11 protein-coding genes are annotated in these 13,097 nt (G+C 52.9%); 3 read left to right on the top strand and 8 right to left on the bottom strand.

What is annotated here, in order from left to right; translation table 11 throughout:
- Window positions 1-3: 3 nt before the first annotated feature.
- The 7 genes from cdsA to rpsB all read right to left on the bottom strand — a co-directional run bounded on the left by cdsA (window position 4) and on the right by rpsB (window position 6,691).
- Window positions 4-861 (bottom strand): phosphatidate cytidylyltransferase, encoded by an 858-nt coding sequence (gene cdsA / locus ACLJNW_RS19085; protein WP_000922422.1) that lies wholly within the window; start codon window positions 859-861, stop codon window positions 4-6.
- 12 nt (window positions 862-873) lie between these two features.
- Window positions 874-1,632, bottom strand: coding sequence for a (2E,6E)-farnesyl-diphosphate-specific ditrans,polycis-undecaprenyl-diphosphate synthase (gene ispU / locus ACLJNW_RS19080; protein ID WP_000947412.1), 759 nt, complete (start codon window positions 1,630-1,632; stop codon window positions 874-876).
- A gap of 312 nt (window positions 1,633-1,944) precedes the next feature.
- Window positions 1,945-3,141, bottom strand: a complete 1,197-nt coding sequence (gene ispC / locus ACLJNW_RS19075; protein WP_000811905.1) for a 1-deoxy-D-xylulose-5-phosphate reductoisomerase — start codon at window positions 3,139-3,141, stop codon at window positions 1,945-1,947.
- A gap of 141 nt (window positions 3,142-3,282) precedes the next feature.
- Entirely contained in the window at window positions 3,283-3,840 is a 558-nt protein-coding gene (gene frr, locus ACLJNW_RS19070) for a ribosome recycling factor (protein ID WP_000622423.1), read from the bottom strand.
- A 146-nt stretch (window positions 3,841-3,986) separates the two neighbouring features.
- Complete coding sequence (pyrH, locus tag ACLJNW_RS19065) at window positions 3,987-4,712, bottom strand: UMP kinase (RefSeq protein ID WP_000224567.1); 726 nt, start codon at window positions 4,710-4,712, stop codon at window positions 3,987-3,989.
- Between the two features lie 144 nt (window positions 4,713-4,856).
- Entirely contained in the window at window positions 4,857-5,708 is an 852-nt protein-coding gene (gene tsf, locus ACLJNW_RS19060; RefSeq protein WP_000808106.1) for a translation elongation factor Ts, read from the bottom strand.
- Between the two features lie 257 nt (window positions 5,709-5,965).
- On the bottom strand, window positions 5,966-6,691 hold the full coding sequence (gene rpsB / locus ACLJNW_RS19055) for a 30S ribosomal protein S2 (protein WP_000246886.1): 726 nt from the start codon (window positions 6,689-6,691) through the stop codon (window positions 5,966-5,968).
- Window positions 6,692-7,141: 450 nt separating this feature from the next.
- On the opposite strand from rpsB, the gene map reads away from it, so the two are divergent.
- The 3 genes from map to dapD all read left to right on the top strand — a co-directional run bounded on the left by map (window position 7,142) and on the right by dapD (window position 11,700).
- Window positions 7,142-7,936 carry a type I methionyl aminopeptidase gene (gene map / locus ACLJNW_RS19050; RefSeq protein ID WP_001018214.1) on the top strand — a complete coding sequence of 265 codons (795 nt, stop codon included), beginning with the start codon at window positions 7,142-7,144 and terminating at the stop codon, window positions 7,934-7,936.
- A gap of 237 nt (window positions 7,937-8,173) precedes the next feature.
- Entirely contained in the window at window positions 8,174-10,846 is a 2,673-nt protein-coding gene (gene glnD / locus ACLJNW_RS19045) for a bifunctional uridylyltransferase/uridylyl-removing protein GlnD (RefSeq protein ID WP_001094519.1), read from the top strand.
- 29 nt (window positions 10,847-10,875) lie between these two features.
- Window positions 10,876-11,700, top strand: coding sequence for a 2,3,4,5-tetrahydropyridine-2,6-dicarboxylate N-succinyltransferase (gene dapD / locus ACLJNW_RS19040; protein WP_001186670.1), 825 nt, complete (start codon window positions 10,876-10,878; stop codon window positions 11,698-11,700).
- Between the two features lie 36 nt (window positions 11,701-11,736).
- Here the strand turns inward: dapD and ACLJNW_RS19035 are convergent, their stop codons facing one another.
- A complete protein-coding gene (locus ACLJNW_RS19035) occupies window positions 11,737-13,038 on the bottom strand; it encodes an MFS transporter (RefSeq protein ID WP_000017181.1) in 1,302 nt (433 codons plus the stop codon).
- Between the last annotated feature and the right edge of the window lie 59 nt (window positions 13,039-13,097).

The following is a 13,097-nucleotide window of genomic DNA, read 5'->3' as shown; positions in this document are numbered from 1 at the left end:
CCGTTAGAGCGTCCTGAACACCAGTAACAACAGGCAAGCAAAGACCGGTACGGCAGCCGTCAGGCTGTCAATTCGGTCCAGAATGCCGCCATGGCCTGGAATCAAGTGGCCGCTATCCTTAATTCCTGCTTCGCGCTTAAACATACTCTCGGTGAGGTCGCCCAGTACAGAAGCCAGAGCCGCCACCACAGAGCAAATCAGCAAGATAACAGGCGCAACATTCAGATTCGCCCACATACCGTAACCCCATGAGATCACGGCAGCCGTAGCAAGCCCGCCGATAAACCCTTGCCAGGTTTTACCCGGGGAAACCTTCGGCGCCAGCTTATGTTTGCCAAATAATTTACCAAACATATACGCGCCAGAGTCCGCTCCCCAGACCAGGATCATGACATAGAGTAGCCATATTGCGCCACTGTAATGATTCTCGTCATAGTGCCAGGCGCGCAGCGCCAGCATTCCCCAGAAAAATGGCACAATAGTTAACAAACCGAAAATGAGACGCAATGTTTTTGAGTTGCGCCAGATTGCCGCCGAACCGGGATAAAATAGCACCAGCAGTAGCGCGACAACCCACCATCCTAACGATGCCCAAAGCGACATCTCAACCAGCGGTTGACGAATGTTGTGATGATACTCAGGCAACAAAAATAGCATCAGCGCCAATAACAGACCACACAGCACCGCCAGCCAAACCCGCTGTGAACGCGCGGCGAAACCGCTTAACTGTCCCCATTCCCACGCGGCCAGCATACAGACAACCAGCGTAATAATGGCGAACCCCACCGGCGGCAATAAAAAAAGCGCAGCGATGACCGCGGGTATTAACACAAAAGCAGAAATCAGGCGATACTTCAGCAAAAGCAACCCCCATCAGGCTTTGTCATCACCAAGCTCGGTACCGCCGAAACGACGCTCTCGATTAGCAAAGGCATGCAGCGCACCTTCAAAGTCTTGTTCATCGAAATCGGGCCAAAGAACATCCGTAAAGTAAAGTTCGGCATAGGCAATTTGCCAAAGCAAAAAGTTACTAATGCGATGCTCTCCCCCAGTCCTAATTACTAAATCCACAGGCGCCAGCTCATGCATACAGATTTGCTGGCCTAGTCTCTCTTCATCAATCTGATCGGGGCGCAGCACTCCAGCCTGCACCTGTTCCGCCAGTTGTCGGACTCCCTGGACAATATCCCAACGTCCGCCGTAATTCGCAGCGATATTCAGCGTTAGACCCGTATTATGGGCGGTAAGCGCTTCTGATTTGCGAATACGTTCTTGTAAACGTGAGTTGAATCGGCTGATATCGCCGATAATACGCAGGCGAACGTTATGGCGGTGCAGGCTTTTGACTTCGCTATCCAGCGCCCACACAAACAGCTCCATTAACGCGCTCACTTCCTGCGCCGGTCGGTTCCAGTTTTCACTACTAAAGGCATACAGCGTTAACGCATCAATACCGTTATTGGCAGCAAAAGAGACCGCTCGCCGGACGGACTTCGCCCCGGCTTTATGCCCAAAGGCCCGGATCTTCCCTTGCTTTTTCGCCCAGCGACCATTGCCATCCATAATTATTGCAACATGACGGCAGCCATGCGCTGGCAAATTTTCGCTTACTGGTTGAGTTGCAGACAACATAACGCGTTTTTTGTCCCTGAAAGGATTTAGCGGTACTCAGGAATACTGAAGCCTTTATACACATTCTCTTCGGTCCGCTTCGCGGATGGCTGCGCGTCATCGCCCCTGTCGTGCGCTGTCTGCGCACGCCGGGAACGTATTCGCCTGCCGTCCCGATGCGTCCTGAATGATTTTGTGTATCCACAAAAAAGCCGTGTAAAACCACGGCTAACCTGACCGAAAAAAGCCAAAAACCTGCGATCAGGTGGCGCAGACTATATCACCGAAGCCCAACGCTAACAAATAGCACGATCTTCTGTCGCGGGATAATCGTCAGCGTGAGAGCCGTATCACTTGTTTTCTGGCTACTTCACGCGCGATGGCGTCAACCTGCAATACGTCCTCAACGCTTGCCGGTTCCTGTAAATCCATCCTCTCCAGCACCGCTAAATTGAGCCCGGCGATATCGGTAAAACGAATCTGTTGCGCCAGAAACGCGGCAACGGTGATTTCGTTTGCCGCATTGAGCGCCGTCGTTGCCGCCTGACCTTGCTCAAACGCCTCCATCGCCAGCTTCAGGCACGGATAACGCTGATAATCTGGCGCGCTAAACGTCAGCGCGCTGAGTTTGCAAAAATCAAGCGGCTGCGCGCCGGACGTGACGCGATTCGGCCATGCCATCGTATGCGCAATAGGCGTACGCATGTCAGGTTCTCCAAGCTGCGCCAGGACGCTGCCGTCCTGATAACGCACCATCGAATGAATGACCGATTGCGGATGGATCAACACTTCCATCTGACGTGCGCTGGCATTAAATAACCAACGCGCTTCAATGTATTCCAGACCTTTATTCATCATGGTGGCGGAGTCGACGGAGATTTTTCGCCCCATCGACCAGTTCGGATGACGACATGCCTGATCCGGCGTCATCGCTGCCAGATCGCACATTGGCGTTTCACGAAACGGGCCACCAGACCCGGTAAGCAAAATCGACGTTACGCCATTTTGCTCAAGGTCAGCGTATCCCAGATTATGCTGAATAGATTGCGGCAAACTCTGAAAAATCGCGTTATGTTCGCTATCGACGGGTAAAAGCCGGGCGTTGCTGCGTTTTACTTCGTCCATAAACAGCCGCCCGCAGGTCACCAGCGATTCTTTATTCGCCAGCAGAATCGTCTTCCCTGCGCGAATCGCCGCCAGGGTCGGCAGTAAACCAGCCGCGCCCACAATGGCCGCCATCACATGCCCGACCTCATCAAGCGCCGCCATCTCACAGGCAGCCTGCTGACCGCTCAGAACCTCGGTGCGGCTGCCATGCTGCTGAAGCATTATTTTGAGCTGTTCTGCGCTCGACGTATCGTCCATCACGGCATAACGCGGCGAGAACTCCAGGCACTGCTCCGCCATGCGGGCGACATTTTTACCCGCCACCAGCGCGATAACGCGGAAGCTATCAGGATTATGGCGCACCACGTCCAGTGTGCTGCAACCAATAGAGCCGGTCGAGCCCAGAATGGTTAATTGCTTCATGAAACGTCCAGAAGTGTTGAAACGGAATAAAAAGCAAAACGCCGCACAGGAGACCTGATAATGTCTTCTGCGCGGCGCTTTGTACACCACTCATCCGCCAGGTTTAGCGGTGGAATGAGTTTATATCTGCGTACAGATCAATCAGAACTGCATCAGTTCTGCTTCTTTATCTGCCAACGCCGCATCCACTTTCTTAATTGCCGCGTCGGTCATTTTCTGTACTTCTTCCTGAGAGCGACGATCGTCATCTTCACTGATCGCTTTATCTTTCAGCAGAGCTTTTACTTTATCGTTCGCATCACGGCGGACGTTACGAACGGCGACACGCGCCTGCTCCGCTTCGCCACGGACAATTTTCGTCAGATCTTTACGACGTTCTTCGGTCAGCGGCGGCAGCGGAACGCGAATGTCGGTGCCCGCAGAGCTTGGATTCAAACCGAGGTCTGACGCCATGATCGCTTTTTCAACGGCTGGCCCCATAGAACGGTCAAACACGTTAATTTTTAAGGTACGGGAGTCTTCTACCGTTACGCTTGCCAACTGGCGCAGCGGGGTCGGAGTGCCATAGTATTCTACGACAATACCATCCAGCAGGCTGGGAGAAGCACGACCCGTGCGCACTTTGCTGATTTGGGTTTTGAACGCTTCAACGCATTTTTCCATGCGTACTTCAGCATCTTTTCTGATATCGCTAATCACGTTACGAATCCTTGAAAACTAGTCTCAGTCAGACCAGACGGTCACACAATATAAAGATGTGCTAAGTATAGTCTCGTTTAATTTCTGCCAGGTAATAAGACCCGTCAATAGAACAGAATCTTACCCGTATTTGGCGCTCACGGGAATTATTCCGTGATTAACGTCCCTTCTTTTTCGCCCATCACCACACGACGCAGCGCGCCCGGTTTGTTCATGTTGAAAACACGAATCGGCAGTTTGTGGTCACGAGCCAGCGTGAACGCCGCCAGATCCATCACTTTCAGCTCTTTATCCAGCACTTCGCTGTAGGTCAGCTGATCGTACATGGTCGCGGAAGGATCTTTTGCCGGATCGGCAGTGAATACACCATCCACTTTGGTCGCTTTCAGTACGACATCCGCTTCAATTTCGATCCCGCGCAGACAGGCCGCAGAGTCGGTAGTGAAGAACGGGTTACCCGTACCTGCAGACAGAATCACAACACGGTTATTACGCAGCAGGCTAATCGCCTCGGCCCAACTGTAGTTGTCGCACACGCCGTTTAAAGGAATTGCCGACATCAGGCGGGCGTTCACATAGGCGCGGTGAAGCGCATCACGCATTGCCAGGCCGTTCATGACGGTGGCCAACATGCCCATGTGGTCGCCCACAACGCGGTTCATCCCCGCTTTTGCCAGACCCGCGCCACGGAACAGGTTACCACCGCCAATCACCACACCAACCTGAATACCCAGTTCAACCAGTTCTTTGATCTCCTGAGCCATACGATCCAGTATGCTTGCATCAATACCGAAGCCTTCCGTACCCTGCAGAGCTTCGCCGCTTAATTTAAGCAGAATGCGTTTATAGACGGGTTTTGCATTGGTAGCCATGTTTCTTTCCTGAGACTGTCAACGATTGATATGAGTTAATTCCGGCGACATTGTACGTCGCATTTCAGCGCAGACGCCAGGCGTCGGCTGATTTTACAAGAGAGGCGCAAAAAGAAGCCGCCCTCAGGCGGCTCCTCAGGAAAATCAGGACTGCTTAGACATCGCAGCAACTTCTGCTGCAAAGTCAGTCTCGACTTTCTCAATGCCTTCGCCCACTTCAAAGCGGATGAAGCCAGTCACGTCAGCGTTGTGCTCTTTCAGCAGTTGGCCAACAGATTTGCTCGGTTCCATGACGAAAGGCTGACCAGTCAGAGAAACTTCGCCGGTGAATTTCTTCATGCGGCCTTCAACCATTTTCTCTGCGATTTCTTTCGGCTTACCGGACTGCATCGCGATGTCCAGCTGTACCTGGTACTCTTTCTCTACCACGTCAGCAGACACATCTTCCGGCTTAACGAATTCCGGCTTGCTTGCCGCAACGTGCATCGCCAGCTGCTTAACCAGCTCTTCGTCAGCGCCTTTAGCGGCAACCAGAACGCCGATGCGCGCACCGTGCTGGTAAGAACCCAGAACGTCGCCTTCCAGGGAAGCGACGCGACGAATGTTGATGTTCTCGCCAATTTTCGCTACCAGAGCAACGCGCTCTTCTTCGAACTGTGCTTTCAGAACTTCTACGTCAGTGATTTTGCCAGCAACAGCGGCGTCCAGCACTTTGTCAGCAAATGCCTGGAAGCCAGCATCTTTAGCCACGAAGTCAGTCTGGCAGTTAACTTCCAGAATGAAAGCGACGTTGCCGTCGATTTTGGTTTTGATTACGCCGTCAGCAGCCACGTTGCCTGCTTTTTTCGCCGCTTTGATAGCGCCAGACTTACGCATGTTTTCGATTGCCAGCTCAATGTCGCCATTCGCTTCAGTCAGCGCTTTTTTGCAATCCATCATGCCTGCGCCGGTACGCTCACGCAGCTCTTTTACCAGGGATGCGGTAATTTCAGCCATTCTAAAATCCTCGAAAGATTTGATCTGCCCGGCATCAAACCGCACAGATATAAAAGTGAAAAAGGGGGCCATATACAGGCCCCCTAACCAAACGTGATACTACCTGGTCTATAAGGGCTCTCCCCTTCATATTTCGAGCCGCAGGCGCGTTGCCTTCACTCGCTCATCCCGGTCACTTACTGATGTAAGCTCCCGGGAATTCTCGAGCTTGCCGCCTTCCTGCAACTCGAACTATTTTAGGGAGTTATCAAGCCTTATTACTCGGCTTCTACGAAGCTTTCTTCCGCCTGGGAAGCCAGATCCTGAGAACGGCCTTCACGAACGGTTGCAGCGACAGCGCCCAGGTACAGGCTAACAGCACGGATTGCGTCATCGTTACCCGGGATAACGAAGTCAACGCCGTCCGGATCAGAGTTGGTATCAACGATAGCAAATACCGGGATACCCAGGTTGTTCGCTTCTTTGATAGCAATGTGCTCGTGGTCAGCATCGATAACGAACAGAGCGTCCGGCAGACCGCCCATGTCTTTGATACCGCCCAGGCTGTTTTCCAGTTTCTCAAGCTCACGAGTACGCATCAGCGCTTCTTTCTTGGTCAGCTTTTCGAAAGTACCGTCCTGAGACTGAGTTTCCAGGTCTTTCAGACGTTTGATGGACTGACGAACTGTTTTCCAGTTAGTCAGCATACCGCCCAGCCAGCGATGGTTCACGAAGAACTGGTCGCAGCTGTTAGCAGCTTCTTTCACCGCTTCGCTTGCAGCGCGTTTAGTACCAACGAAAAGGATTTTACCTTTACGAGCAGAGATCTTGTTCAGTTCAGCCAGAGCTTCGTTGAACATCGGTACAGTTTTCTCAAGGTTGATGATGTGAACTTTGTTACGCGCGCCGAAGATGAAAGGCTTCATTTTCGGGTTCCAGTAACGGGTCTGGTGACCAAAGTGAACACCAGCCTTGAGCATGTCGCGCATGGAAACAGTTGCCATGATTTAAAACCTCTATAGATTAAGTTGGGGTTATGCCTCCACGTATCCCATATTACCGACCCCAAAGGGCACCCCGGAATATGTGCCGATACGTGTGTGTTGTTACACAAAGTGAGATTTGTCGCTCCCGTCCATCGTGTGTAGTCTTCGAATGGATCGGAAGTCCGGCGCGCTTTATACCACAAATACGCCACCGACACCAATAATTGTTGGCACTCAGTGCTGAACTGAACGATGAATTTCGTGTTACAGGCAGGCGGCAAATTTTTGCATCCCCGGGAGCTTACGGCCAGTAAGTGACTGGGGTGAAAAAATGTCGCCAACGCACCTGTGGCACGAAAGGCGAAGTTCAGAATGATTCTCAATTTGGCAGGGTACACCCCTGACTGATACCATTGTCAGCACTTACACAATTATTGCCGAAATCATCGGCACTGATGGACAGAATTCATGGCTATCTCTATCAAGACATCTGAAGACATCGAAAAAATGCGCGTCGCGGGCCGTCTGGCAGCCGAAGTGCTGGAAATGATCGAACCGTATATCAAACCGGGCGTCACCACCGGCGAACTGGACCGTATCTGTAACGATTACATCGTTAACGAACAACACGCGATCTCCGCCTGCCTCGGCTACCACGGCTATCCGAAATCCGTCTGTATCTCTATTAATGAAGTGGTGTGCCACGGCATTCCGGATGACGCTAAACATCTGAAAGATGGTGATATCGTCAACATCGACGTGACCGTGATTAAAGATGAATTCCACGGCGATACCTCGAAGATGTTTATCGTCGGCAAACCGACCATTCTCGGCGAGCGTCTGTGCCGCGTCACGCAAGAGAGCCTGTATCTGGGCATCAAAATGGTGAAACCGGGCATCCGCCTGCGCACCATTGGCGCCGCCATCCAGAAATATGCCGAAGGCGAAGGTTTCTCCGTGGTACGTGAATACTGCGGACACGGTATTGGTCGCGGCTTCCATGAAGAACCGCAGGTGCTGCATTATGATGCAGACGATGGCGGCGTCGTGTTGCAGCCTGGCATGACCTTTACCATTGAACCGATGCTGAACGCCGGGGATTACCGTATCCGCACCATGAAAGACGGCTGGACGGTAAAAACCAAAGACCGCAGCTTGTCTGCTCAGTACGAGCATACTATTGTGGTAACGGAAAACGGCTGTGAAATTCTGACGCTGCGTAAAGATGACACCATCCCGGCGATCATCACACACGACGAATAATGTTTTGCCTGATGGCGATGCCTTCGCATCTTATCAGGCCTACAAATTACACCTTTACTCAAAATCATTCGAGTTGCCTCAAGGCGGCAAGAGAGTGAATCTTCAGGAGCGTACATAAGTACGTGACTGGAGTGAACGAGCGCAGCCAACGTAGAAGCAACTTGAAGGATGAAGAGTAAATACGTAGGCCGGATAAGGCGTTCACGCCATTATCCGGCTTTTTAATGGGTGGCGCATATGAATACTCTTCCTGAACAGCACGCGAATACCGCACTCCCCACCCTCCCTGACCAGCCGCAAAACCCTGGCGTCTGGCCGCGCGCTGAACTGACCGTCGCCGGTATCAAAGCCCGCATCGACATCTTTCAACACTGGCTGGGAGAGGCATTTGACAGCGGCATTTGTGCTGAACAGCTTATTGAAGCCCGAACCGAATTTATCGACCAGTTGTTGCAACGCCTGTGGATTGAGGCCGGTTTCGGTCAGATTGCCGATCTGGCGCTGGTCGCCGTCGGCGGCTATGGACGCGGCGAACTGCATCCGCTTTCCGATATTGATCTGCTCATTTTAAGCCGCAAAAAGCTACCCGATGAACAGGCGCAAAAGGTCGGCGAGCTGCTGACTTTATTATGGGACGTCAAGCTGGATGTCGGGCATAGCGTACGTACGCTGGAAGAGTGTCTGCTGGAAGGTCTGTCTGATTTAACCGTTGCGACAAACCTCATCGAAACGCGCCTGCTGATCGGTGATGTCGCTCTGTTTCTGGCACTGCAAAAACATATTTTCAGCGAAGGTTTTTGGCCGTCCGACAAATTTTACGCCGCCAAAGTAGAAGAGCAGAACCAGCGCCACCAGCGCTATCACGGTACCAGCTATAATCTGGAGCCGGATATTAAAAGCAGCCCCGGCGGCCTGCGCGATATCCATACGTTACAGTGGGTCGCCCGACGTCACTTCGGCGCTACCTCGCTCGATGAGATGGTGGGATTCGGCTTTTTAACCCCGGCTGAGCGCGCGGAGCTCAACGAATGCCTGCATATCCTGTGGCGCATTCGCTTTGCGCTACATCTGGTGGTCAGCCGCTACGATAACCGCCTGCTGTTCGACCGCCAGTTAAGCGTCGCTCAACGCCTTAACTACAGCGGCGAGGGCAATGATCCGGTTGAGCGGATGATGAAAGACTACTTCCGGGTTACGCGTCGGGTGAGCGAACTTAATCAGATGCTGCTTCAGCTATTTGACGAGGCGATTCTGGCGCTACCTGCGGATGAAAAACCACGTCCTGTTGACGATGAGTTTCAACTGCGCGGCACGCTTATTGATCTGCGTGACGACACGCTGTTTATCCGCGAACCGCAAGCGATCCTGCGCATGTTTTATATGATGGTGCGCAATAGCGCGATCACCGGCATTTACTCTACGACATTACGCCACTTGCGCCACGCCCGCCGCCACCTGAGCCAACCGCTATGTTACATCCCGGAGGCGCGCACTCTGTTTCTTAGTATGCTGCGCCATCCCGGCGCGGTCAGCCGCGGCCTGCTGCCCATGCATCGCCACAGCGTACTGTGGGCTTATATGCCGCAGTGGTCGCACATCGTCGGACAAATGCAGTTTGACCTGTTCCACGCATACACGGTGGATGAACACACCATCCGCGTAATGCTCAAACTGGAGAGCTTTGCGAAAGAAGAGACGCGCCAACGCCATCCGCTATGCGTCGATCTCTGGCCGCGGCTTCCCCATCCGGAACTGATCCTGATCGCCGCACTGTTCCACGATATTGCGAAAGGACGCGGCGGCGACCATTCCGTACTGGGCGCGCAGGATGTACTCACCTTCGCCGAACTGCACGGTTTGAACTCACGCGAAACGCAACTGGTCGCGTGGCTGGTGCGCCAACACCTGCTAATGTCAGTCACCGCCCAGCGCCGCGACATCCAGGATCCGGAAGTCATCAAGCAGTTTGCCGAAGAGGTGCAAACCGAAACACGGCTGCGTTTTCTGGTCTGCCTGACCGTCGCGGACATCTGCGCGACCAACGAAACCTTGTGGAATAGCTGGAAACAGAGCCTGCTGCGCGAGCTGTACTTCGCCACTGAAAAACAGCTCAGGCGTGGAATGCAAAATACGCCGGATATGCGTGAGCGCGTGCGTCACCATCAGCTTCAGGCGCTGGCGCTGCTGCGAATGGACAATATTGATGAAGCCGCGCTGCACAAAATCTGGACCCGCTGTCGCGCTAACTATTTTGTTCGTCATAGTCCAAATCAGCTCGCCTGGCACGCACGCCATTTATTGCAGCACGATCTGCGCCAACCGTTAGTGTTGCTCAGTCCGCAGGCCACGCGCGGCGGAACCGAAATTTTTATCTGGAGTCCGGACAGACCCTATCTGTTTGCCGCCGTCTGCGCCGAGCTGGACAGGCGTAATTTAAGCGTCCATGACGCGCAGATCTTTACCACTCGCGACGGCATGGCAATGGATACGTTTATCGTTCTGGAACCAGACGGCAGCCCGCTGGCGGCGGATCGCCATGACGTTATTCGCACCGGTCTTGAACAAACCATTACGCAGCGTAGCTGGCAGCCGCCGCAGCCGCGTCGGCAACCGGCAAAGTTACGGCACTTTACGGTCGAAACGGAAGTCAATTTTCTGCCCACCCATACCGACAGAAAATCATTCATGGAATTGATCGCGCTCGATCAGCCTGGTCTGCTGGCCAGGGTCGGACAAATTTTTGCCGATCTGGGAATTTCGCTTCATGGCGCCCGAATTACAACCATTGGTGAACGAGTAGAAGATTTATTCATAATCGCCACAGCGGATCGGCGCGCACTTAATAATGTGCTGCAACTTGAGGTGCAACAACGGTTGACAGCGGCCCTCAATCCAAACGATAAAGGGTAGTGTGTTTATTTATATGAAAGAGTTTAACAATGCAGCAGTTACAGAACGTTATTGAGACCGCTTTTGAGCGCCGCGCCGATATTACGCCGGCTAATGTAGATACCGTGACCCGAGAGGCGGTAAAACAGGTCATTTCTCTACTTGATTCCGGCGCGCTGCGTGTCGCAGAAAAAATCGACGGTCAGTGGGTCACTCACCAGTGGTTGAAGAAAGCGGTTCTGCTCTCTTTCCGTATTAACGATAACCAGGTTATCGACGGTGCGGAAAGCCGCTACTTCGATAAAGTCCCGATGAAATTCGCTGATTACGACGAAGCGCGTTTTCAGAAAGAAGGCTTCCGCGTCGTTCCGCCTGCGGCCGTTCGTCAGGGCGCATTTATCGCCCGCAACACCGTGCTGATGCCGTCTTACGTTAACATCGGCGCCTACGTTGACGAAGGCACCATGGTTGACACCTGGGCGACGGTGGGTTCCTGCGCGCAGATTGGTAAAAATGTTCACCTTTCCGGCGGCGTGGGTATCGGCGGCGTACTGGAGCCGCTGCAGGCTAACCCAACCATCATTGAAGACAACTGCTTTATTGGCGCGCGTTCTGAGGTCGTGGAAGGCGTCATTGTCGAAGAAGGTTCCGTCATTTCCATGGGGGTATACCTCGGCCAGAGCACCAAAATCTACGATCGCGAAACCGGTGAAGTTCACTATGGCCGCGTACCGGCGGGCTCCGTGGTCGTTTCCGGCAACCTGCCGTCAAAAGACGGTAAGTACAGTTTGTACTGCGCGGTGATCGTGAAAAAAGTCGACGCCAAAACGCGTGGTAAAGTGGGCATTAACGAATTATTGCGCACTATTGATTAAGCGAGTGAAAAGCGGGGGCGACAGCCCCCCTTTGCATTACGGCGAATGCGGTAACACGGTTTCCGGCGCAATCTTTGCCGCAAACGCCGAAGCCAGCGCAGTCAAAACGACATAACCGGCAACCAACGTCCAACTGTTATCATAGACTGCGCTTAACGCTTTAGCGATAAACGGCGTGAATCCCCCTGCCACAACCGCCCCCAACTGAGCGCCAATTGATGAACCGCTGTAGCGTACAGGCGGATGAAACAGTCCGGCGAAAAAAGAAGGTTGCACGGCATTCAGTGAATTATGACCAATGTTAATAAGCAGAACGTAGCCCATTGTCATCAGTATGAGCGAACGGCTTTCCAGCAGCCAGAAAAAGGGAAAAGCCATTGCCGCGACAAAAAGCGCGCCGAAAATATACACCTGACGGCAGCCACGCCGATCCGACATGATGCCAAATAGCACGTGCATGGGATACGCCAGCAGACAGGTGAACATTACAATGTACAGAATAGTCAGGCTGGCAATCCCAAGCTGCGTCGTCGCCCAGGAAACCGCGAAGACGGTAGCAAGAAAAAAGGGAACGCTTTCCGCAAAACGCAGAATTATAATCAGCAAAATGCTGCGCCATTGTTCTCGTACTACTTTGACCACCGGCCTTTCTTCTCTTTGCTGCCTATGATTAATGGCCTGCTGCTTTTTAAACGCACGGAAGACAGGCGTCTCATCCAGACGATGACGCATATATAATCCCGGCAACACCAAAAGCGCACTGAGCAGAAAAGGAATACGCCATCCCCACGATAACAACGCCTCCTTCGGTAATTGGGTCACGACTATAAATACGCCTGTCGCCAATAATTGTCCCGTGAGTCCTCCTGTTTGCGATAGCGCGCTTAACCGCCCCCGGTGCTTTCCAGCAGCATATTCCACGACCATCAACATGGCGCCTCCCCATTCACCTCCAACCATAAATCCCTGTAGAAAACGCAGAATAACCAGTAAAGCAGGCGCCAGCGCGCCGATACTGGCGTAAGAAGGCAGGCAACCGATGAGAAACGTGACCGCGCCCATCCCGCCTAACGTGATTAATAACGTGTTTTTACGCCCAAGCGTATCCCCCCTGTTGCCAAAAAATAGCGCGCCCAGCGGTCGGGAAATAAATCCCACGCCGAAACTGGCAAAAGAAGATAACGTTGCAGTCAATGGGCTGGCGCCAGGGAAAAAAAGCGGGCCAAATACCAGCGCGCTTGCCAGGCCATATAATAGAAAATCATAATATTCAATGGAGTTTCCTATCCAGGCGGAAATCACCACCCGGCGAATAGTGGCATTATACGTTCCGGACATAGATTCCGCCTCTCAAGGTTATCGACCACTGCCTCCGGTCAATTTCCCACACTGACCTC

The organism is Salmonella sp. SAL4457 (assembly GCF_046548235.1).
Classification (GTDB): domain Bacteria; phylum Pseudomonadota; class Gammaproteobacteria; order Enterobacterales; family Enterobacteriaceae; genus Salmonella; species Salmonella enterica.
Note: the sequence above shows the minus strand (reverse complement) of the source record. Positions and strands in the feature narration are given on the sequence as shown.